The sequence below is a fragment of the Dysgonomonas sp. 25 genome (assembly GCF_010501075.1).
GTDB lineage: Bacteria > Bacteroidota > Bacteroidia > Bacteroidales > Dysgonomonadaceae > Dysgonomonas.
Genome location: NZ_QVMN01000010.1, coordinates 63,747 through 86,315, shown reverse-complemented (window position 1 = coordinate 86,315; position 22,569 = coordinate 63,747). Strand labels below are relative to the sequence as shown.

General features: G+C 44.0%; 27 protein-coding genes. 20 read left to right on the top strand and 7 right to left on the bottom strand.

Annotation, left to right across the window (positions count from 1 at the left end; genetic code table 11):
- The 10 genes from D0T66_RS14435 to cdaA all read left to right on the top strand — a co-directional run.
- Window positions 1-1,269 (top strand): fibrobacter succinogenes major paralogous domain-containing protein (locus D0T66_RS14435; protein ID WP_221412234.1); only part of this gene is annotated, 1,269 nt, incomplete at its 5' end.
- A gap of 543 nt (window positions 1,270-1,812) precedes the next feature.
- Window positions 1,813-2,682 (top strand): YicC/YloC family endoribonuclease, encoded by an 870-nt coding sequence (locus D0T66_RS14430; protein WP_163358016.1) that lies wholly within the window; start codon window positions 1,813-1,815, stop codon window positions 2,680-2,682.
- 15 nt (window positions 2,683-2,697) lie between these two features.
- Window positions 2,698-3,768 carry a DUF6688 family protein gene (locus D0T66_RS14425; RefSeq protein WP_163358015.1) on the top strand — a complete coding sequence of 357 codons (1,071 nt, stop codon included), beginning with the start codon at window positions 2,698-2,700 and terminating at the stop codon, window positions 3,766-3,768.
- 6 nt (window positions 3,769-3,774) lie between these two features.
- A complete protein-coding gene (gmk, locus tag D0T66_RS14420; RefSeq protein ID WP_163358014.1) occupies window positions 3,775-4,338 on the top strand; it encodes a guanylate kinase in 564 nt (187 codons plus the stop codon).
- Complete coding sequence (gene nadD, locus D0T66_RS14415) at window positions 4,335-4,910, top strand: nicotinate (nicotinamide) nucleotide adenylyltransferase (protein WP_163358013.1); 576 nt, start codon at window positions 4,335-4,337, stop codon at window positions 4,908-4,910. Before gmk ends, nadD begins: the two co-directional genes overlap by 4 nt.
- A 40-nt stretch (window positions 4,911-4,950) precedes the next feature.
- On the top strand, window positions 4,951-5,613 hold the full coding sequence (locus D0T66_RS16220) for a hypothetical protein (protein ID WP_185154849.1): 663 nt from the start codon (window positions 4,951-4,953) through the stop codon (window positions 5,611-5,613).
- A gap of 66 nt (window positions 5,614-5,679) precedes the next feature.
- Window positions 5,680-6,861: a Xaa-Pro peptidase family protein gene (locus tag D0T66_RS14405; RefSeq protein ID WP_163358012.1), complete on the top strand. Its 1,182-nt coding sequence runs from the start codon at window positions 5,680-5,682 to the stop codon at window positions 6,859-6,861.
- Window positions 6,862-6,876: 15 nt separating this feature from the next.
- Window positions 6,877-7,353, top strand: a complete 477-nt coding sequence (locus D0T66_RS14400; protein WP_163358011.1) for a hypothetical protein — start codon at window positions 6,877-6,879, stop codon at window positions 7,351-7,353.
- A 458-nt stretch (window positions 7,354-7,811) separates the two neighbouring features.
- Entirely contained in the window at window positions 7,812-8,651 is an 840-nt protein-coding gene (gene folP, locus D0T66_RS14395) for a dihydropteroate synthase (protein ID WP_163358010.1), read from the top strand.
- A gap of 12 nt (window positions 8,652-8,663) precedes the next feature.
- Entirely contained in the window at window positions 8,664-9,464 is an 801-nt protein-coding gene (cdaA, locus tag D0T66_RS14390; RefSeq protein WP_163358009.1) for a diadenylate cyclase CdaA, read from the top strand.
- Window positions 9,465-9,478: 14 nt separating this feature from the next.
- On the opposite strand, the gene D0T66_RS14385 is transcribed toward cdaA, so the two are convergent.
- Both D0T66_RS14385 and D0T66_RS14380 read right to left on the bottom strand, forming a co-directional pair.
- Window positions 9,479-10,174, bottom strand: coding sequence for a hemerythrin domain-containing protein (locus D0T66_RS14385; protein WP_163358008.1), 696 nt, complete (start codon window positions 10,172-10,174; stop codon window positions 9,479-9,481).
- A 7-nt stretch (window positions 10,175-10,181) separates the two neighbouring features.
- Window positions 10,182-10,790: a LuxR C-terminal-related transcriptional regulator gene (locus D0T66_RS14380; RefSeq protein WP_163358007.1), complete on the bottom strand. Its 609-nt coding sequence runs from the start codon at window positions 10,788-10,790 to the stop codon at window positions 10,182-10,184.
- A gap of 842 nt (window positions 10,791-11,632) precedes the next feature.
- Between D0T66_RS14380 and D0T66_RS14375 the strand changes: the two genes are divergently transcribed.
- The 5 genes from D0T66_RS14375 (at window position 11,633) to ubiE (ending at window position 15,806) form a co-directional block, all read left to right on the top strand.
- Window positions 11,633-12,904, top strand: coding sequence for an FISUMP domain-containing protein (locus tag D0T66_RS14375; RefSeq protein ID WP_163358006.1), 1,272 nt, complete (start codon window positions 11,633-11,635; stop codon window positions 12,902-12,904).
- 449 nt (window positions 12,905-13,353) lie between these two features.
- Window positions 13,354-14,304, top strand: coding sequence for a phosphoribosylaminoimidazolesuccinocarboxamide synthase (locus D0T66_RS14370; RefSeq protein WP_163358005.1), 951 nt, complete (start codon window positions 13,354-13,356; stop codon window positions 14,302-14,304).
- 19 nt (window positions 14,305-14,323) lie between these two features.
- Complete coding sequence (locus D0T66_RS14365; RefSeq protein ID WP_163358004.1) at window positions 14,324-14,890, top strand: zeta toxin family protein; 567 nt, start codon at window positions 14,324-14,326, stop codon at window positions 14,888-14,890.
- Complete coding sequence (locus D0T66_RS14360) at window positions 14,887-15,072, top strand: hypothetical protein (RefSeq protein ID WP_163358003.1); 186 nt, start codon at window positions 14,887-14,889, stop codon at window positions 15,070-15,072. The genes D0T66_RS14365 and D0T66_RS14360 overlap by 4 nt, the downstream gene beginning before the upstream one ends.
- Complete coding sequence (ubiE, locus tag D0T66_RS14355; protein WP_163358002.1) at window positions 15,069-15,806, top strand: bifunctional demethylmenaquinone methyltransferase/2-methoxy-6-polyprenyl-1,4-benzoquinol methylase UbiE; 738 nt, start codon at window positions 15,069-15,071, stop codon at window positions 15,804-15,806. Before D0T66_RS14360 ends, ubiE begins: the two co-directional genes overlap by 4 nt.
- 60 nt (window positions 15,807-15,866) lie before the next feature.
- On the opposite strand, the gene D0T66_RS14350 is transcribed toward ubiE, so the two are convergent.
- From D0T66_RS14350 to D0T66_RS14340, 3 genes are all read right to left on the bottom strand, one after another.
- The gene (locus D0T66_RS14350; RefSeq protein WP_163358001.1) at window positions 15,867-16,223 is read right to left on the bottom strand and encodes a hypothetical protein; all 357 of its coding nucleotides are present in this window, start codon (window positions 16,221-16,223) and stop codon (window positions 15,867-15,869) included.
- Window positions 16,224-16,382: 159 nt separating this feature from the next.
- Window positions 16,383-17,171: an NUDIX domain-containing protein gene (locus D0T66_RS14345; RefSeq protein WP_255489835.1), complete on the bottom strand. Its 789-nt coding sequence runs from the start codon at window positions 17,169-17,171 to the stop codon at window positions 16,383-16,385.
- Complete coding sequence (locus D0T66_RS14340; protein WP_163358000.1) at window positions 17,158-18,021, bottom strand: hypothetical protein; 864 nt, start codon at window positions 18,019-18,021, stop codon at window positions 17,158-17,160. The genes D0T66_RS14345 and D0T66_RS14340 overlap by 14 nt, the downstream gene beginning before the upstream one ends.
- Before the next feature lie 200 nt (window positions 18,022-18,221).
- Between D0T66_RS14340 and D0T66_RS14335 the strand changes: the two genes are divergently transcribed.
- From D0T66_RS14335 to D0T66_RS14315, 5 genes are all read left to right on the top strand, one after another.
- Window positions 18,222-19,661 (top strand): CCA tRNA nucleotidyltransferase, encoded by a 1,440-nt coding sequence (locus D0T66_RS14335; RefSeq protein WP_163357999.1) that lies wholly within the window; start codon window positions 18,222-18,224, stop codon window positions 19,659-19,661.
- Window positions 19,662-19,719: 58 nt separating this feature from the next.
- Entirely contained in the window at window positions 19,720-20,493 is a 774-nt protein-coding gene (locus D0T66_RS14330) for a hypothetical protein (protein WP_163357998.1), read from the top strand.
- Window positions 20,494-20,547: 54 nt separating this feature from the next.
- Window positions 20,548-21,048 carry a dihydrofolate reductase gene (locus D0T66_RS14325; RefSeq protein ID WP_163357997.1) on the top strand — a complete coding sequence of 167 codons (501 nt, stop codon included), beginning with the start codon at window positions 20,548-20,550 and terminating at the stop codon, window positions 21,046-21,048.
- An 80-nt stretch (window positions 21,049-21,128) separates the two neighbouring features.
- Entirely contained in the window at window positions 21,129-21,284 is a 156-nt protein-coding gene (rpmH, locus tag D0T66_RS14320) for a 50S ribosomal protein L34 (RefSeq protein WP_163357996.1), read from the top strand.
- A gap of 89 nt (window positions 21,285-21,373) precedes the next feature.
- A complete protein-coding gene (locus D0T66_RS14315; RefSeq protein WP_255489834.1) occupies window positions 21,374-21,916 on the top strand; it encodes a CvpA family protein in 543 nt (180 codons plus the stop codon).
- Here D0T66_RS14315 and trxA read toward each other — a convergent pair.
- Both trxA and D0T66_RS16260 read right to left on the bottom strand, forming a co-directional pair.
- Complete coding sequence (gene trxA / locus D0T66_RS14310; protein WP_163357995.1) at window positions 21,837-22,268, bottom strand: thioredoxin; 432 nt, start codon at window positions 22,266-22,268, stop codon at window positions 21,837-21,839. The genes D0T66_RS14315 and trxA overlap by 80 nt on opposite strands.
- A complete protein-coding gene (locus D0T66_RS16260; protein ID WP_221412233.1) occupies window positions 22,265-22,459 on the bottom strand; it encodes a hypothetical protein in 195 nt (64 codons plus the stop codon). Before D0T66_RS16260 ends, trxA begins: the two co-directional genes overlap by 4 nt.
- Window positions 22,460-22,569 lie beyond the last annotated feature (110 nt).

Here is a 22,569-nt window from a genome sequence, read left to right as displayed (position 1 = left end):
ACCGATACAGATGAAGATGGCAACTCCAAGGAAAAGATAAAAACGGTGACCATCAACCAGACTAACTTTGCCCTGAAAGCAAAAGACAGGCTACGCAATGCTCAAATAACCTATACAGCTGCTACCAGTGGTAACTTCAATGTACAGGGGAATGCCTCTTGGAAGGCAGAGATTACGGGTATGGAGAGCGCTGCTACTTTTACCGTTGCAGCCGAAGGAGGCAAAACGCTGACAGACGGTACTACCAATACTACGAATGTGCCTTACACTACCAATGCAGGCAACCGCTACGACTATGCGAATGTCACTTTCAAAGATGCTGAAACACCGAAACGCTTTGAGGATGTAACGGTTTCGATGGTCAATTGTGTCACAGGAAACGACCCGAGTATCGAGGAATGGGCGAGGCGGGCAGGCTTCACCGACGACGAGATAGCAGCCGTGACGAATGCGGATGCGGGCTCGTCAGCTATCAAGCCCATCAACCTCATCCAGCTACACCGCGACCAGGACGATAACCTTTTTCTCTCGGGGGACTTTGGCAATGCCGGGCGGTGGATGTTGCATAATGTGAGAGCATTGAACTATTCGTCAAAGGCGCCGCATAGTCAGGGTAGGACGCTTACATATTCGTATGCAACTACATACAATGTAGCTCAGTGGGGATATCCAAATGCAAGCCAAACTCTTTTCGATAATAATCCGCGCGTAGGATTGCTGTATAACTGGGATGCTGCTACGGGTGGAAAGGGAGGAAGTGCAGGTACGACATCCATCAACGATGGAGAGGATGTTACTACTACTCCTACGCCTGTGCAAGGTATCTGTCCCGATGGTTGGCACTTGCCAAGCGACTGGGAATGGACACAGTTGGAACAGGAAATCACCACCAATACCAACTTGTATAGTGGCACAGCAGATATTGGTGGAACTATTGCTAAAGGTAGTTCATCTGCAGTTTATCGTGGGTCGCATGCGCATGCTATGAAAGCGCCTTGTCCGGCACCGACAGTTGCCACTGCCACCAACGGTACCAGCAATACAATTTCCATTTCGTTTCGTCCAGGTATGAATATTATGTTTCTTGGTGATGCTTATGGCAATGCGACTCATAATTATGGCTCTTATGGGGATTATCAAACAGCAAGCGGCAATGGAACGACGGATTATAACTGGCATCGACGACATTCTTATAATAACGAAACACGTGTTCAACGCATTGCCTATAATCGGTCTAATCTGTTCCCCGTCCGCTGCAAGAAAAACTAAGCAAAGCAAAGCTTTGCAGTTACTTCGCCCTTCGGGCAGTTACAAGTTACGAGTTACAAGAAACTTTATCTATACAGGTAGCCTCCCCCAGTTGGGGGAGGTTGGAGGGGGTGGGACTGTTTCTCTGTGTTCTTTGTCATCCCGAGCGAACACGAGGGATCTCGTTGCGCCTTGCGCTGTTCATAGTCGGGGCGAGATGCTTCGTTTCACTCAGCATGACAGAACCGTTCTTTTACTTTGTGACCTCTGTGTAAAAACTTCGTGTCCTCTGTGGTTAAGTAATAAAAAAATGACAAGACAAAAAATGCTGTATCGCGTCAAATATGTCAAGAGTGTCAAGTTTTAACTAAATTTCGGTTGATTATCAGTGAAGTAGGTTTTTGACAGAACTTAACAGGCATATCAGTCCTGTAAAGAAACGCTTTGCAACCTCTGCGTAAGGCCTTTGCGTCTTCCGCGGTTAAATAATAATTCCTTTGCTTTTTAGAGGCTGTCAGTCAATTATTATGTATTTTTGCATCAATCAAAAATAATACATGACACATGATACAATCGATGACAGGCTTTGGAAAAGCCTCACAAGACCTCGACGGGCGCAAGGTTACGGTAGAAATAAAGTCACTGAACAGCAAACAGTTAGACCTTTCCGTCCGTATCCCCAACATTTACAAGGAACACGAAATGACGCTCCGCAACTCGCTTGCACGGCAGTTGGAACGGGGGAAGGTGGATTTCCTGATATATATCGAAAACACCACCAGCGAAGCATCGAGCGCTATCAATCAGCCTATACTCGAAAGCTATTATAACCAGATAAAAGAATCGGCCAAAACGTTAGGTATTGCCGAGCCTACGGATTGGTTCCAGATACTGACACGCCTGCCCGACGTAATGAAATACGAATCGCAGGAAGCCGACGAGCAGGAATGGAAGAACGTACTGGAGATTGCGGGACAGGCTATCGAGCAGCTCAATAACTTCCGCCGGCAAGAGGGAGCCATGCTGCAAAAGCTATTCGAAGAGAAGATTCAAAACATACGGGCATTGCTGGCCGAAGTAGACCAATACGATGCCGACCGCATAGAGAAAATAAAAAGCCGCATTACGGAAAGCCTCGAGAATCTGAATGTGGACTATGACAAGAACCGTTTCGAGCAGGAGTTGATTTATTACATCGAAAAGCTCGATATCAACGAAGAAAAAAGCCGTCTCGCAAACCACCTGTCATACTTCGAAAAGACAATGAAAGAGGACAAGGGGCAAGGCAAAAAGCTGGGCTTCATTTCGCAGGAGATAGGGCGCGAAATCAACACGATGGGCTCTAAATCGAATAATGCGGGTATGCAGCAGCTCGTCGTCAGGATGAAAGACGAACTGGAACAAATAAAAGAACAGGTGTTGAACGTCCTCTAAACTGAAGATGGCCTGATGGAATTGCTGTTACTTCCCTTGTCGGTTATCATATTGGTCTCGTGGGGAATTATGTCCGGGCATAAGCATAAAAGCCTGGGCATGCGGTTGACAGAAATCCTTTGTATATTGGCCTATCTCTTTTCCTTCGGTCTGCTGCTTCTCACATTTCTCTTTTCCGATGCCGAGTACCACGAGGCTATCGACCCAGTAGAACGGGGGTATACTCCTTTTGCCCTTACGCACCGGGCTACACTTATCGTATTCTATATTCTAAGTATAATATCGGCACTCTTGCTCTGGCTCAAAGGGCGGAATATGCCGCCGCTATTGTTCGTCTTGTCGATGGTCTTCCTGCTGATTGGCATAGGTATCTCCGTCGTTGCAGCTATCCATTTGAGCGAGAAGAGCGGTTACAACGACCTCACCGGAATAGAATACTCTGTTAGCAACCCTATCATATACATCATACTGTCTATCGCATTGATAGTAAAAGTCGTCCGCGAAGTGGCAGAGGAAACCGAAGCGAGAAGCTACAACAACAAAATACTCGACCGATTGAACAAGCTTATGGCCGATACCAAGCGGCAACCACTTTGGATAGTGGGGCTGTTGTTTCCTGTCTTTGCGTTGGTCGTTATCATCCTGATGCTTTTCGGACAGGAAGCGGATTCCATAGTCAAAGTATTCACCGAGACATCGACATGGCGACTGTCGCAGATGGAACATCCGCCTTACCTCGACCATCAGGGACATTACCTGTGCACAGTAGCTGCCTGCGGGCATCCTTCCGTTGTCAGACCCATGCGACTGGGTAAAAGGCATAACCGCACCATCATTGTCAACCGGCAGTTGATGATTGCCAATGCTTTTGAAGAAAAGATAGCAGAAATAGCGCCGTTTTTTCATACCTTTATCCGACGGAACTATGACAAATACGGCTATCCCGTATCGAAACATATCAATACGCCGCTAAGGTCGAGCATTGTTTATTTCGTTATGAAGCCGTTGGAATGGGTATTCCTTGTCACACTTTATTTATCAGATATTCATCCGGAAAAAAGAATTTCCAGACAATACAGCCAATAAAATACTATGGGTAAACTAATTATCTTTTCAGCGCCATCGGGAGCAGGTAAATCGACCATCGTGAATTATCTGTTGTCCCAGAACCTCAACCTCCAGTTCTCGGTGTCGGCTACAAGCCGCCCGCCACGCGGAACGGAACAACACGGGGTGGAGTATTATTTCCTCACTCCCGACGAATTCAGGGAAAGAATTGCCAGCGACGAGTTTCTGGAATATGAAGAAGTATATAAAGATAAGTTCTACGGCACGCTCAAAGCGGAAGTCGAACGCATTATCGACAACGGAGGCAATGTCCTTTTCGATGTGGATGTCGTAGGCGGATGCAATATAAAAGACTATTACGGCGATAAAGCGCTCTCGGTATTTATCGAAGTGCCGTCGATAGAAGTTCTGCGCGAACGGTTGACGAAACGGGGAACAGATTCGCCCGAAGTAATCGAAGACCGCATAGCCAAAGCCGAACACGAGATGGCGTTTGCCTGCCATTTCGACAAGGTTATCGTGAATGATGATATGGATACGGCCAAAGCAGAAGCCCTGCAAGTCGTACGCGAATTTTTGGCGACATGAATATAGGTATCTTTTCGGGCTCGTTCAACCCTATTCACATGGGGCATCTGATTCTGGCGAATTACATTGTCGAATTCACCGAGATAGACGAAGTCTGGTTTTTGGTAAGCCCGCAAAACCCGCTCAAAAAAGAAGCCGGATTGCTGGATGAGAATCTTCGCTACGAAATGGCCAAGCTCGCTTTGGAGGGTTACCCGAAGATGAAGGCTTGTGATTTCGAGTTTTCACTGCCTCGTCCATCCTATACCATCCACACGCTGGAAAAGTTATCGGAAGCATATCCGCAGCATGATTTCACGCTTATCATCGGGGCGGACAACTGGGCAAAATTCGAGTACTGGAAAGACCATAATGTTATATTGGAGAACTATCCTATACGTGTCTATCCCCGCTTAGGCTATCGCATTGCGATTCCATCGAAGCAGCGGAGTAAAGTGGAAGCGCTGGAATCGCCTATCATCGAAATATCCTCCACCTTCATCCGCGAGAGTATCTCGCAAGGTAAATGTGTAAAAGCATTTCTGCCGGAGAAGGTATTTGAGTTTATAGAACAGTATCAATTATATCGTTAGCGGTAAGAAATTATTAGCTGACATCTTAAGATAGAAAATAATGACGGATAAGAATCACACAGATCATTATGCTTTAGCCGATAAATTTGCTCGAGACTTTTATGTGGAACGAAAAGCTGTCTTCAATAGAGCCTCTAATGATATAGAGAAATTGAATATTGATGAGGGGAATAAAGAAAAAATCAGAAGGCTTATTTCGGATTTATTGACCGATACTTTTTATACAATTCTGACAGGACTTGATGGTTGTACTGATATAGGAGAAAGTTTGCAGGAAACATATAAAATATATAACGAAAATGGAGATGTAATTTCGGAATGTGGAGAACTTGAAACTGAAGCGTACGAATATTTCCATGAAAATAAATATGAAACTGAAAACTCAGAAGCAGATTTCATAGCCGTATTGACTTATAAAACAATAGAGGAAGGCGGAAGAAAAACAGCTGCAAAATCCGGATATAGGTCGCAAATAAAGTTTGATTTTGATGATATGCAGACTTCAGGACAACAGATATTTATTGAGCGAAGAATCGTATTCCCTGGAGATACTGTGCGTGCCGAGATAAAACTTGCTTCTATCGAATACTTCGAAAATAAACTAAAAGAAGGGATGAGATTCGAGTTTAGAGAAGGAGACAATGTTATTGGTACAGGGGAAATAAAAAGTATTATTAATAAAAAATTATATGCCAGCAAATAAAAAGCTAATGCATGATATTATATTTTTTGAAATAGAACAACAATAAAGTAAACGCCAATTATACTGATGACAACAACATACCAGCAAAAGCTGACAGCCGATTTAAAAATCCGTTTGGATAAGGTACAAAAAGCCATGCAAGCCAAGGGTTTCGAGGCTTGTATCGTAACCACCGCCGTGAATGTATTTTACGTTTCGGGGTGCGTATATAACGGATATTGCTACATTCCCGCCGAAGGCGAAGTGAGGCACTTTGTGAAACGCCCCGATGATGTGAGTTTTGACAATACAGCCTTTATCCGCAAGCCGGAGCAGATAAGCGAAGAATTGCAAAAGGCAGGAATAGCACTGCCCACGAAGGTACTGCTCGAAACCGATATTCTGCCTTATAGCGAGACGGTGCGCCTGATGAATACATTGGGGATTGCCGGAGCCGGAAACGGCTCGGTACTGATGCGACAGGTACGCATGATAAAAACGGCTTTCGAGATAGAGCAGGCAAAGGCATGCGCCCGCAAACACGAAGAGGTGTACCGGCAGATTCCGTCGGTTTTCCGCAGGGGAATGACCGACATAGAGTTGCAGATAGAAATAGAGCGGTTGATGCGCCAGCACGGTTCGATGGGTATTTTCCGCAGCTACGGGCTGAATATGGATATTTTCATGGGCAGCCTCTTGGTGGGCGAGAATGCCGAAGCGCCTTCGCCATTCGATTATGCGCTGGGTGGAGCGGGCACTTCGCCTACACTACCACTGGGTGCGGCAGGCGAAAGGATAAAAGAGGGCGACACTATTATGGTGGATATGGCAGGCAATTATACGCCGTGGATGACGGATATGACGCGTGTCTATTCTGTTGGCAAAACAAGCGAAGCCGCCTACAAAGCACATCAGGTAGCGCGCGAAATTCACGCAGCCATAGAAGCCACAGCTAAGCCGGGCGTAGCCTGTTCGGAGTTGTACGATATAGCCATAGAACTGGTAAAGAAGAATGCTTTGGAGCCTTATTTTATGGGGACGAAGTTGCAAGCCAAATTCATCGGGCACGGCGTAGGGTTGGAAATCAACGAACCGCCTGTGTTGACGCCACGCTCGAAAGAGTTGCTCGAACCGAATATTATCTTTGCGCTCGAGCCGAAGTTTGTTATCCCGCAGGTGGGTGCGGTAGGCTATGAGAATACGTTGCTCGTCACCGAAAACGGCATAGAAAAGATAACCATTTTCGAAGAGGATATTATAGAACTGTAAAAAACGTTTCGGGATATGCAGCCGAAAAAGAAAATCAGTATCAGACTGTTTTGTCTCCTTGCCCCTTTGCTGGCAGGTATAGCTGCTACATTTTTGTCGTTCATAGCCACTTATGTCATATTTGCTGTCTTAGAACATCCGCACAAAGTATTGGGACACGGAGCTATGGGCTTTTTCTTTATCTGGACTTTAGGGCTTGGCAATATATTGTGCGGTCTCCTTTCCTACAGCATGCTGTTAAACCTTAGCCGGAAGTTCAGAGAAAACCTGTGGTTGTCTTTTTTCAGTTTCTTTTGGATTGGATTTATTGTCATTCCGGTCATACTTTATTTCGATTCGAGCGAGGAATTGACAATGTTATGGATTGCCACTGTTCCTTTCCTTGTGGTACAGGTAGCTTCTTTTTTCATCTTTAGAATATTAGTAAGAAGGGAGCAATCGACACGTATATCGTCTCCTTGTGAGGAAAATATGCATAACGATACATTATAAATATATCTTAATAATCTGAACCGGTAAATCAGAAGTTTATCTATATTTATAAGTTGACGAGTAAACAAGTTATGGGAAAGCGTTCTTATACAAAACGTGATGATTTATATTTTTCACCACAGAGTGACACGGAGTTTTTCACGGAGTTCGCTAAGAAAAAGGTAACTCAATGAAAACATCGAAAATGAGTAGAGAAGTGTTATTTTTTTATTGTCACTTCGAACGGATGTGAGAAGTCTCTTCTCAATTACATGATGAGATGTTTCGTTTCACTCAACATGACAAGTGGGCAGCTAAATATAAAAAAGTAACTCAATAAAAAAATACTGATTTTTTATACCGGAAAATCGAATTAACCAACTCATAATGAGTAAATAAAAAAGTGACTACTGGGACAAAAAGTGGTACAAAAAAGCGACACTTTTAGGGCTTTTTTGAGAAATATATTAGAGAGAAAGATGAAAACAATCAATATAAAAGGCGAACTGCTCGACCTGTCGCAACCCATTGTGATGGGGATATTGAATGTGACGCCCGATTCGTTCTATTCGGGTAGCCGCAAGCAGAGCGAAGAAGATATTATCAACCGTGTGCGGCAAATCGTAGACGAAGGAGCTGCGATTGTCGACATCGGCGGGCAAACCACCAATCCCAAGTCTACGATGCTCACCTCTGCCGAAGAGATGGAACGGTTACACTTTGCCTTGAAAATTATCAACCGCGAGTTTCCGGATGTTATCCTTTCGGTCGATACTTTTTATAGTGATGTTGCTGCTGCTTGTGTGGAGGAATATGGTGTAGCCATCATCAACGACATCTCGGGGGGAGAAATCGACAAAGAGATGTTCGCTACCGTTGCCCGCCTCCATGTGCCGTATATCCTGATGCATATGCGTGGCGTTCCGCAGACGATGGGACAATTTACGGACTATAATAACCTGATTCAGGATATTTTTTACTATTTTTCGGAGAAAATAAAAACACTCAACCTGTTGGGTGTGAATGATATTATTGTCGACCCGGGATTCGGCTTCAGCAAGACGCAGGAACAGAACTATGAATTGCTGGCAGCCCTGCGGGGATTCGAGGTTTTCGACTGCCCGTTACTGGTCGGTATCTCGCGTAAACGAATGATTTACCATTTATTAGGAATTAATCCCGAAGAAAGTTTAAATGGTACGACAGTTTTGAATACTTTTGCATTACAGAACGGCGCGGACATCCTCCGCGTGCACGATGTGAAAGAAGCTGTGGAAGCAGTAAAAATAACGAAAGAACTTGAACGTTTCAGGTTCTAACAACAGAAGAATATGTTTCAGAACTTCGGTATAAAAGACATTATCGACATCGTATTGGTGGCTGTCCTGATGTATCAGTTGTATAAACTGGTCAACAAGTCGGGTACTTCGTCGGCTATATTGAAGGGTATTATGGCATTCGTCGTCATCTGGATATTGGTATCGTATGTTTTCCAGATGCGGTTGTTGGGAACGATTATCGACAAGGTCGCCGATATAGGGCTGCTGGTGCTCGTTATTATCTTTCAGGACGAAATACGGCGATTCCTGATGTCGGTAGGTTCGCACAGTGCTATCAAAACGATAGCCCGCTTCTTCACAGGCAAAAAGGGCTCGGAACTGTCCGACTCGGTCATCACGCCTATTGTCCTCGCCTGCATGAATATGGCAAAGACCTACACCGGTGCACTGATTGTTATCGAGCAGGAAATCAAGCTATCCAACATCGAAGAGACCGGTGAAATGATAGATGCCGACGTCAGCACACGACTGATAGAAAACATCTTTTTCAAAAATACCCCGCTCCACGACGGGGCAATGATAATTGCCGACGGGCGTATAAAAGCGGCAGGATGTATCCTCCCCGTGACACAGCGCGCCGATATTCCGCAATATATGGGATTGCGCCACCGCGCAGCATTTGCTGTATCGCAGGAGACGGATGCCAAAGTTATTGTCGTTTCGGAAGAAAGAGGAAAAATATCCTTTGTCAGCGGAGGCGAGATAGAAGTAAACGTTTCGCCCGAAAGGTTGCAGGCACTGCTGACAAGCTCGCTTACGAAAAGCAAAACCAAGAGCAAGCATAAGGAATAATAAAGACTCGGCTCTTATTTCTTCTCCATAGCCGCTACACGCGGTATCACCAGATTATTCTCGATAAAGGTATGGGCGGCAAGTTCTTCCTCCGACGTGTACAGCTCCATTAAGATATTGATTATCAGCAGCTGGTCAGTTCCCGTGCCCGATATATACTTCATCAATATCTGCTTGAGGTCGTTCATCTTTTCCTCTATATCGTTGTGCTCGTCTCTGAAAGTGTCCATCGAATAGGCGGTCTTTTCGCCTTTATGCAGTAAGGCTTCGATATAGGGGAAGACCACATCGTTCTCGTGGTACATATGGTCGTGTACCTCCTTCGTATAGTTGTCGAAGAACTCCATGATAATATCTTTCAGTTTCGACTCCTCCGAAGAAAGCAGCACTTCGAGCTTGCGCCTGATATTCGGCAGCCGTTCCTCGAGGAAGTAGCGGTGCGAGGACTTCAAGTAGAAAAGGAAAGGCTCTAATGGCAGCTTGTTGAACTCTTCATCGATATTCACCAGCGAGCCATTGGCCTGTACATTGGCGAGAAAGACGAAACAATCGGCATCGAAGTTGTTATCCCTGCATACCGCTTCGACTGTCTTCTCCCCGAATCCGAGCGAAATATTCAAGCGGTGGAGCAGCAGCAACAAACTATAGTCGGCATCGATCATGTCCGACATTTTCATCGTTTTATCGAATATAACTGTTACGTTTCTCATGTCTTTTCTAATCTTGGTATTTGATTTCGGATATATCTACCAACTTGTTGATAATGGCATATATCGTCAATCCTGATATACTGTGTATCTTTAATTTCCGGGCCATATTACGGCGGTGAGTGATAACCGTATGGATGGAGATGTTGTGATGGTCGGCAATCTCCTTGTTGCTCATCCCCTTCACCACACTCACCAGTATTTCCTTCTCGCGGTCGCTTAATCCTTCCAGGTCGGACGCTTTATCCTGTCCTTTGGTAAAACAGTCGACAAGCGTATCTTTTATCTTAGTCTCCGTATCGTTTATCCTTATAACGGCATCGTACTGGCGGTAAAATTGTTCATCAATCAGGTTGTAAACGAAAGCTATCACGATAGCATCTTTCGGCAGGCTCAGCTGATGCCTTATATCTGATTTAGACGTATGCCCCATCAGCATAGGATTGATAATCAAGGCGTCGGGTTGGATAATATCGAGTTGATAGTTTATATCTTCTATGGTTTTTATCTCGATTACCTTAGCCACCATGTCCAACTGTGAAAGGGCATTAGCCAATCCTTTGCGAATGATATAAGATGTCTCGGCAACTGCCAGTATTTTATTCTTATTATGCGGCATCGTTCGTAGAGCTTATATAGAACCGTTCTTAATAGAGCAAAGAACGCTATAAAATCCGGTTTATGCAAGTTTTGAATTCAAAAGTTGCTTATGTCAGTAGAAATACCTTTCTTTGCAACAAAAGAAGAAGCATAGATTAGAAGTGATAGTTTACCTCACATATAAGCATACATTTTTATTTAAGATTCGTTTTATCAACCTGATAGTTGAAAAAATGAGACTTCCACACACACACAAAAAAAATATAGTCAATATTTTGGATTAATCCAAGGTTTTAGAGAAGAATTTTCAAAAAAGAGTAAACAAGTAGACAAGTTAACAAGTACACGAGAATGGTATAAACTTGTTTACTGGTCAACTCGTCTACTTGTCAACTCAATAATATTTGCTTGTGTTAATGTCAGGGGTATTTCCGGCTGCGACAGCCGTACCTACCTCCCCCCAGCCCCCTCCAAAAGAGGGGGAGCGAGGGGCTGTCTTTCAGTCAACAGTTATCAGTCAACGGATAACAGTCTAATGTTGCCACGCCTTTTAAGGCGTGGATATGATTACATCTTTCAGGAGGTGACTTTAGTCAAAAGATATTTGGCTAAAGCCCTTTTTGAACTAACCCTTCGAGACCTCCACTTAAAAGTGGAGGCAATTAAAAAGAATATACATGTATGTGTGCGCCCGCAAACCAATATATCGGGCAGACACATAGGTCTGCCCCTACACAAAAACCGAAAGAGATGCTTCGCTTTCGCTCAGCATGACAGTACTATTGGCTATAAGCTAATAGCTAAAAGCTATAAATCATCCGCACATTATCTCATTATCATATTAACTAATTATTTTTTATTATGAAAAGAACAATCTTGACACAGGCTATCTTGATATTAGCCTTCTTAACAACAACAATCGGCCTGCAAGCGCAGGTAACTATCGGAAGTAATCAGCCACCAATGAAGGGAGCTTTACTTGACCTGACGGAAGGAATTACCACAACTAAAGGATTGAATCTTCCCCGTGTAGAACTAATGAACCTGAAGCCGATTACTCCTGCCGAACTATCTGCATCTATCGGAGGAACGGGTAATTGGGTATTAAATGACCATATAGCATTAGTTGTATACAATACCAAAGCGGATCGTTGCGCTATTCCTGAAGCTATCTACGAGGGACTATATGTCTTCGATGGAATAGAGTGGCAATACTTAGGCAAAAAGCCAGAATCTTCCCCTGATGTATACTATTACGAAGATCTCCGTCCTCAGCTATTGGGTAGCCAAACCTACCCTTACCGCCAATTTGGTAATGCTGGCATTTGGATGATAGAGAATATACGCTATATACCTACCGACAATAGTATAACTGCTTCTGCCGGAAACTACAGCTATACATCGAAGTTTTATATCTACCCGAACGGAGACCCTTATTCAGCAGCAACAGCTCCTGCTACGTGGAACGAACGACAAGGATTACTCTACACATATTCTGCTGCTACTCTTGGCAAACAGGATGGCGTGAATCAAGAGCAAGCACAAGTTGCCGGAACAATTCCCGGAGTTGACGAAATAGAATCCGTATACGAATCATCGGTAGGAGCAAAAGATGGAAAGATACAAGGCATCTGTCCTCCTAATTGGCATATCCCCAGTGACCGAGAATGGAACGAACTGGAAAAAGAACTTTACGAGAACGCGGGTAAATACAGCACTTACACCATAGATGAGCTTAAAAACACTACTATTTGGAACCCTCTCCCCAATGCCGGCAACTGGAACAGCGCATGGGAAATAACCATTGGATACCGTGGCTCTTCCGGTTCCGGAGGCCATGGTCTGGCTATCCAATCGGAGTGTATACTACAGGGTAGCACCTTTGGCAATACTGGCGGCAAAAGTCTTTCCACAGCGCAGGGTGGTTTTAACGCTATGCCTGTGGGCTTCGCCTACGGTGGTCTGACAAACGGTTACGGCGCCCAGATCCGTTTTTGGTCGGCTAGCGCCTACACTAACATTTTCAACGCTTGGTTACATTATATAAACAACAAGCAGCACTACTCACAGCAAATACACCGGACCGCCGACAGCCGCTATGGTCTATACTCCGTCCGCTGCAAGAAAGACTAACCTACCTCCCCCTACCCCCTCCACAAGAGGGGGTAATAAAATAAAACAACTTTATCTATATAATAGCCTCCCCTTGTGGGGGAGGTTGGAGGGGGTGAAAAAACACTGTATCGCGTAATATTTGTCAAGAGTGTCAAGTTTTAACTAAATTTCGACTGATTATCAACAGAGTAGGTTTTTGACAAAACTTGACTGTTATATTAGTCCTGTAAAGGGGAATACTTTTTAGAGTTCATTCACTTTTTGATGTCTGTTTTTCCTTTTTTTAGCCCTCGAGGCAGGTAAAACGTATTTTTAACTATTCGTATCTTATTGACTTTGACGAAGTAAAACAGTTCGCGAATATTTATTGCACATTTTTAGCAAATTTGTGCATTGCAAAGAAAAAACTTTATTATATCTTTGACTTCTGTTTCGACGTAAAAACGGTATTTTATAATACTCACAAAATGAAGGATACTTTAGTTACTACAGACTTTGAATTTCCTGACCAGCGCAGCGTTTACCACGGAAAGGTGCGCGATGTATACTCCATCGGAGAAGACTTGTTGGTGATGATTGCAACCGACCGCATATCGGCTTTCGACGTCATACTACCGCAAGGAATCCCTTATAAAGGACAAGTTCTCAATCAAATAGCAGCCCGCTTCTTAGACGCTACGGCAGACATCGTCCCTAACTGGAAGATAGCCGTACCCGATCCTATGGTTACCGTTGGCTACCGTTGCGAACCGTATAAGGTGGAAATGGTGATACGCGGTTACCTCACAGGAAGCGCTTGGCGCGAATACAAAGCCGGTGCACGCACTCTTTGCGGTGTAGCCCTCCCCGAAGGGATGAAGGAGAACCAGAAGTTTCCTCAACCTATCATTACGCCGACAACGAAAGCAGACGAAGGCCACGACGAGAACATCTCGAAAGAAGAGATTATCGCTCAGGGCTTAGTGAGCAGAGAAGAATACGAACAGTTGGAAAAATATACATATGCCCTATTCGAACGCGGAACCGAGATTGCCGCACAGAAAGGGCTGATTCTTGTAGATACGAAATATGAATTCGGGAAACGCGACGGCAAAATTTATTTGATCGACGAAATACATACTCCCGATTCTTCGCGTTATTTCTATAAGGATACCTACAACGACTTATTCGCAAAAGGCGAAGAACAACGTCAGCTATCCAAGGAGTTTGTCCGCAAATGGCTGATGGAAAACGGATTCCAAGGGAAAGAAGGGCAAACCGTTCCCGAAATGACCGAGGAATATTGCAACAGCGTATCGCAACGTTACATAGAGTTGTACGAGAAAATAGTAGGCGAAACGTTTGTCAAGGCTGATATAAGCGATGTGGCAAGCCGTATCGAAAGAAACATTACCGGGTATCTAAACCATAACCGGTAGAAACAGTCTAATATAATTTATGCCGAATCTTTACATAATATCAGGATGCAATGGCGCGGGCAAAACAACCGCATCCTATACGATGCTTCCTGATATTGTAAACTGTAAAGAATTTATCAATGCCGATGAGATAGCCAGAGGGCTATCCCCGTTCCAGCCCGAAAAGGTTGCCATAGAGGCCGGAAGGATAATGCTGACACGCATGAAGGATATGCTGAGGCAACAAGCCGATTTCGCCATCGAAACGACGCTTGCTACCAAATCATACGTCAGCTTCATCAAAGAGGCGCAGGAACAAGGCTATTTTGTGACACTGATATATTTCTGGCTCAATTCGCCCGAACTGGCAATCAAAAGGGTGGAGGAAAGAGTCAAGGCCGGAGGGCATAACATTCCTCAGGACGTGATACGCCGGAGATACAAAGCAGGAAAACGTAATTTATTTCAATTATATACTCCGGTAACAGACTTCTGGATGGTGATCGACAACTCGGTCAACCCTTTCCAGTTGATTGCGGAAGGAAAAAAAGAAAAGGTATTGTGTATACACAATGCTGATACGTATAACGAAATTAAAAACTTATGACTCGACGCGAGATTGTTTTAAGAAACAAACTGTTGAAAGGGATGCACTTATCCTATAACCGTTTGATTGAAGCAAAACAAAAAGAAAATGGAGCGCTTTTCTTCTCGGAGGAAGGAAAGATTGTCAAAGTAAAAGCCCGTAACATCAAAAAAACAGAAGCAAAAATCCCTTCTGTCAAATGACTTACGACGCCGAAAAAATAGTTCCCTACAACAGTGCCGAAAACAAAGGCACGCAGGTCGAACGAATGTTCGACTCGATAGCGGAAAACTATGACACGCTCAACCATACACTATCGATGGGTATCGACAGGGGTTGGCGGAAGAAAGGAATTTTATCATTAAAGAAGAATAATCCTCAGACTATTTTAGACATTGCCACAGGCACCGGGGATCTGGCCATACAGGCATACCCGTTATTAAACCTACAAAAGATTTTAGGCATCGACATATCCGAAGGGATGATGGATGTAGGCCGCAAGAAAGTCGCTAAGGCCGGCTATTCGGACAAGATTTCGTTCGAGCGGCAGGATTGCATGGCACTTGACTTGGCCGGCAATTCGTTCGATGCAGCCATGGTAGCCTTTGGCGTACGCAACTTCGAAGATCTGGATAAAGGTTTGCGCGAAATACTCCGCATCCTGAAGCCGGGCGGACAGCTGATGATTCTGGAGTTATCCACTCCCCGCCATTTCCCGATGAAGCAGGCATACTGGCTATACTCACGGCTTTTCATTCCTACCGTAGGACGTCTTATCTCGAAAGACAATGCTGCCTATTCGTACCTGCCTAAGTCGATAGAGGCTTTTATACAGGGCAAGGAAATGGTCGATACCTTACTCCAAAACGGTTTTTCGGAGGCTAAGTGTAAGACCTATACCTTCGGCATCTGCTCTATGTATCTGGCCACAAAATAAAGAAACAGCCCTTTTGTGGCAAGGCTGTCTCTCATTTAAACCAACTAATCTACTATATTATCAACTCGGATTGATATTCTGTATTCTCTCATTTATCCACGACGAGTATATCTTATCCCATTCGGATCTCACCAACTGAGTCAGTTTGCCGTCTGTATTGTATTTGTATTCTGTTTTCTCGTAGAGTGTCCAGTCTTTAGACTTTCTGTCCCATTGATAGACTACCATTTCGGTTCTTTTGCCTTCGGCATCTGTTGTGAATATCTTCTTCAGCTTAGGTTCCTGGGTCTTGTCATCATTGATGATACATTCTTTCTTTTGAAAAACCGGTACGGCATCTTTAGTTACCGATTGGGCAACCACACTTGAACAATAAGCCATACATACAACTGCTAAAATAAGGATCTTTGTTTTCATAACGTTTCTATTTTTCAGAGGTTAATTAAAGTCGAAGAACATCTTCTATCATATATGACGCCACGAAAACAAAATCGTTACAATTGAAACAAACTTTTTTTGTTAAAAAATATTGAATATCCCGAAAGTGTTTATCAATCAAATAAACGGAAAAGAAATTTAAAGAATAATACGGACTAATTCTTGATCATTGTCGAGCAATTCCTGATATTTTTCTTTATCGAAACAATATAAATGCGGTGATTTATGTGCTCCTTTTTTCAAAGTTTCATTCAGCGGAATGATTAATCCGGTAGAAATCATTTTACGTTGAAAATTACGCCTGTCGAGTTCCTGCCCCAAGATGCATTCGTATATAGCACGAAGTTCGGGCATCGTAAATTTTTCCGGTAACATTTTCCGCCCGAGGGGTACATAACCGATATTCGAGCGTATGGTACGCAAAGCGATTTTTATGACCTGATCATGCTTCGCAAATAAGGACGGGAGCTTATCCACATTGAACCACGAAAGTTCTTCCCCTTCTTCGGGTTCCATTCTGACTTTGCCATATTCGACAAGGGCGTAATAGGCAAGGGAGAGAAAACGGCTACGCAGCCAATGGTTTTCGGCATCTTTCGGTTGAATGGTAGTCAATATCTTATCGGCGAGCTCTTTGTCAGTCCTGTCCTTTTGCCCGAAAAGATAGAATTGCTTTACATAACTGTTTTCTATAGAAGTGGATTCTTTCAATACGCGCTCGGCCGTTTCGTCTACATCTTCCTCCTTATGCACCAATCCCCACGGAAGAATCCAGTTGTCGCCCATATCAACACGACGGAGCAAGACTTTCAAAACGTTGTCGTTGAAAGCAAGAATAACACACTCGACCGAAAACTGAGGCAAAAACTCATTGTGCCGGGAGTCATATACCTCTTTCAGTATTCGCATACTTTTAGTTAGTTTCATCTTTCTCCCTCTCTGCTTGTTGGTTTTGCTTCTCTGTCAGTTTATAGTTGCGGAATTCAGCCTTATTCTTTTCCTCCTTCAAGCTATCGATGCATATCATAGCAGCGGATAAGTCTGTCGATTGCTTTACACCTTTCTTGGCTACAGGAGGCAATTGATAAGAATAGGTATTATTGCCTTTCAGCGTCAATGTTATCGGTTTGTCCTGATTGGATGCTATAAATTGTGCCACCTCACCCAAAGCATTTCCTTCGAACTTGATGATTTCGTACTGCTTACCCAAATTCGTAAAGCGGAAGTTCAGTCCGTCATCGTTCACAGGAAGCGATTCGGCAGAGGTGCCGTCTTTCAGCGCCACTTTCAGCTGATTATGCATCTGGTTGCCGCCGATATAAACACTTTCCAGATAAAGCGTCCCACTGTTTTCTTTGACGCCCGACCGGAGTGTTGTGATTTGAAGTCGTCCGTCATTAAAGCCCTCAATCGGCACAAAGATGCCAGCATCATAATAGTTCTTGTCTATCATGTAGTGGAAGGCTTTCTTCATCGAATCCACTTTCGGCTGATTGACGGCAACAAGTGAGTCACATTGGCGAATGATATAATCGTTCTCTGCCCGTCGTACCGTATCGAGTAAAGCAAAAGCGTTGCGTTGCTCTTCGAAGGCTTTCGGATAAAGCGTTTTGATGCTGTCGAGATAGTTCTTTGCCTGTTCGAACTGATTATTGTCCAGTGCCACACGAGCCATTTCCAGCTGTTTTTTGGCTCCTTCGTCCTTAGGCGAACAGGATGATAAAAGGCTTCCTGCTATAATCAGACTAATAATCGTATGGATCAAATATAATTTCATTCTGTCTCTAATTTAAGGTTTCTAATTGGATGGAGTTGCTTTCGCAAGCACAAAGAATATAAATATTCGTGGCTAATTTAGCTGTTCTCTATCTAATTCTAAGTTTTTATCCTATTTTTGTAATCTGTTTTTAACAAAAATATAAAAGGAATCCGAAATAGCCTTCTATATTGTGTCAAAAATACAAAAAGAAATCAAAAATGTACATAACTCCGGAAGATTTAAAAGCAAGATTTTCAGACAAAATATTCCACCTGATAGGCGAAACTGCCGATAAGCTCGGATTGGAATGCTATGTCATCGGAGGATATGTACGCGATATATTCCTGCACCGCCCATCCAAAGACATCGACATCGTCACCGTAGGGCGGGGAATTGAATTGGCCGAAGCAGTAGCCGCAGTACTCGGGCCTAAAACCCATATCGCTGTATTCAAGAACTTCGGCACGGCACAACTTAAATACAAAGGTTTGGAAATCGAATTTGTCGGGGCACGCAAAGAGTCGTACCAACGGGATTCGCGCAAACCGATAGTGGAGGACGGTACTCTGAAAGACGATCAAAACAGGCGCGACTTCACAATCAACGCCTTGGCCGTATGTATCAACAAGGCACGCTTCGGCGAACTGCTCGATCCTTTCGGCGGGTTGGAGGATATGGACAATCTCACCATCCGCACCCCACTCGATCCGGATATTACTTTCAGTGACGATCCTTTGCGGATGATGCGTGCCATACGCTTTTCGGCGCAGTTAGGATTCGATATAGAGCCGGCTTCTTTCGATGCCATCACCCGAAACAAGGAGCGCATAAAAATCGTTTCGCAGGAACGTATCATCGACGAACTGAACAAGATCGTCCTATCTCCTAAACCTTCTATTGGCTTCCTGCAATTGGAGCAGACAGGTCTTCTCGAAATCATATTTCCCGAACTGGTTGCCCTGAAAGGTATAGAAACCAAAGAGGGAATCGGACATAAAGACAACTTCTACCACACATTGATGGTACTGGACAATATCGCTCTGAAAACGGACAATCTCTGGCTGCGATGGGCTGCTGTACTGCACGACATTGCCAAGCCTGCGACAAAACGCTGGGACAACCGTTTGGGGTGGACGTTTCACAACCACAACTTCATCGGCGGAAAGATGGTGCCTAAAATCTTCAATCGCCTGAAACTCCCGCTCAACGAAAAGATGAAGTATGTGCAGAAGCTTGTCGATTTGCACATGCGTCCGCAGGTGTTGGTGGACGAAGATATATCCGATTCGGCTGTGCGCCGCCTGCTGTTCGAGGCGGGAGACGATGTCGACGATCTGATGACACTCTGCGAGGCCGACATCACGTCCAAGAACCCGAACAAAGTACAACGCTACCTGCAAAATTTCGATAAGGTTCGCCACAAACTGAAAGAAATAGAAGAAAAAGATCATGTCCGCAACTTTCAGCCGCCGATAGACGGAGACGAAATCATGAAGCTTTTCGGGCTTCCCCCTTCTAAGGAAATCGGTATATTGAAATCGGCTGTCAAAGATGCTATTCTCGATGGAATTATCCCGAACGAATACGATGCAGCATACGATTACCTGCTGAAAGAAGCCGCCCGTTTAGGATTGACCGTCAACAAAAAGAATGATTAACATGCATACACTATAAATTATAAATAAGAATATCACTAAAGTAATACTCAAAATTATTATGAAAACATTTCTATTATCAATCTTTACATTACTCGCATCAATAACAGCTTTTGCACAAGAAAAGAAATTTTACGAAGGCGGGCCTCTCAGCCATCTCAGCATTGGCTTGCGCGCATCCACTATGGGGGGAGGCGTAGAATTAGCCACTCCGCTGAACAGCTATTTTAAGATGCGTGCCGGTATCAACTACATCGGCTTCAGTACCGGATCGTTCGATATTTCGCTCGACGACCACAACAATCATCTATATGATGCCATAGGCTATGTACCGGACTATAAAATGAAGCCTAAATTAGACTTTTTGAATGGAAGCTTACTCATTGACTTTCATCCGATGAAATCCGGTATTTTCCATATAACCGTAGGCGCTTTCATCGGGAAAAACCAGCTTAAAGCCAGAGGCTATCTTTTCAATGGAGACACTGGCGAACGGGCGAGTCTTTTAGATCCGAATGGTGAGTGGCCAAAATTGGAATTTGACGGCAACGAACTCAATATTGATGGTGGACGCTTAGATGCCAACATTCAATTAGGAGAGATCGTAAAGCCTTATGCCGGAATCGGTTTGGGGCGTTCCATTACAAAAAACCGGGTAGGATTCAAATTCGAATTGGGCGTTATCTATCAGGGAGATTATAGCATCAAGCAAAACGGAAGAAAGGTAGATACGACCAATCTGAAAACAGAAAACTTCGAAGATGCCGACCAATATACCAAGTGGCTCAGATGGTGGCCGATGCTCAACTTCCAGTTGACATACCGTATCTTCTAATATAGAATTATTAAAATCAAAGAACGTTTATTATATAGATAATCTAATTTGCATATGTCGACAATATCTATCATCGTAGCCGTAGACGAGAACAATGCCATAGGCAAAGACAACAAGCTATTGTGCCACTTGCCCAACGATCTCAAATACTTCAAATCCGTAACCAGCGGCAGCCCTGTTATCATGGGACGCAAAACGTTCGAATCGCTTCCCAACGGGGCATTGCCTAACAGGAGGAATATCGTTATCAGCCGGAACAAGCAGTTACAATACCCGAATACGGAGATGGCTGGCTCGATAGAGGATGCTATTGCCCTATGTCAAGGAGAGAACGAAGTTTTCATTATCGGAGGGGGGACAATATACCAAGAAGCCATTCATTTTGCCGACAAACTGTATATTACCCTTATCCACCACAAATTCGAAGGGACGGATACATTCTTTCCTGCAATAGATAGCAATAGCTGGCAAGAAGTATGGCGCGAAGACCATCCGGCGGACGAAAAGCACCGATATGACTATAGTTTTGTCCGTTACGAGAAAATAAATCGTTAATATCCTTGCTTTTCTGAAATAAACATCCTATTTTTGCAACCCGATTCGACAGAATATAATAACGAAAATACTATATAGCGATGAAAAGAACATTTCAACCATCAAACAGAAAGAGAAAGAACAAACACGGCTTCCGCGAAAGAATGTCGACAGCTAATGGTCGTCGCGTATTAGCTGCCCGTCGTGCTAAAGGAAGAAAGAAACTTTCTGTTTCAGACGAATATCCTAAAGCATAAGATAGCCGAGCGCTAAATTATTAGGACAATATAAGAGTAAGAATTGAATCAAATTCTTACTTTTGTTGTTTATATACCATACTCCTCCGATGACAATGAACTGGTTCGATATATTTGTTCTTATCCTATTAGCCGCAACCCTTATCCGGGGCTATATCACCGGGCTGGTGATGCAGGTTGCCATGCTTGCCGGAATCATTCTGGGAGCGATATTCTCGGGATGGCTTGCCGACTTTATTGCACCGTACCTGATGGAGTGGACAGGAGCAGCCCCTCATATCATAGGGCCATTGTCGTATATCGTAGCCTTCCTGCTCATCCTGTTAGTCCTCTTTCTTGTAGGGCGGATGATACATTCCACTGTGAAGGCCGCACACCTCAACTTCCCTAACCGCGTAGCCGGAGCTGTATTCTGTGCCGTAAAGTGGTTCTTGGTGCTGAGTGTATTGGTCAGCGTGATAGAAGAATTCGACCAGAACAAATCGATATTCACCGAAGAAGTCCGCGAGCAATCCTACACCTACCCTATCGTCAAGGCTGTGGCACCTACTATTATTCCTTATCTTCGCTTCGATTGGTTCGAGCAGCTTCCGCAAGCTGTTCATCAAGAGCCTTCGCTAATTCCTGCTTAGAAACGATGCCTACAGCCCGCCCTATTTCTTTCCCGTCGCGGTAGAGAATCATCGTCGGAATAGATTGTATTCCCTGTCTGGTAGCGAACTGCTTATTGGAATCGATGTCTAATTTAGCGATCTTGACTTTCCCTTTATATTCCTTTGCCAGTTCTTCGAGTACAGGATTCATCTTCTGACAAGGAGGACACCATGCCGCCCAATAATCTACCAATACAATGCCTTTTCCTGTCTCTTTCTTGTATGTAGAAGCGGTTATACTCACCGTCGACGGCTTTTCCTTCTCTTGAGCGATGAGCTCACAAGTAAGAAAGAACGATATAAATAGAATCAATAAAACCTTCACTCTCATAATGCATATCTTTTACTTTTCAAAGATAGCACATTGTTCCGGAAAAGTGACAATCGTGTCAACATATTGAGTCGTTTACGTTCCTCGAAACAATTGTTGGCTCCGCCAATTTCCAATTCGACGAACGAAGGTGACTCAATGGCCACCAAGCGTTTCTTTACAGGACTGATACCGCCGTCAAGTTTTGCCAAAAACCTACTTCGCTGATTATCAATCGAAATTTAGTTAAAACTTGACACTCTTGACATATTTGACGCGATACAGTGTTTTTTCACCCCCTCCAACCTCCCCCAACAAGGGG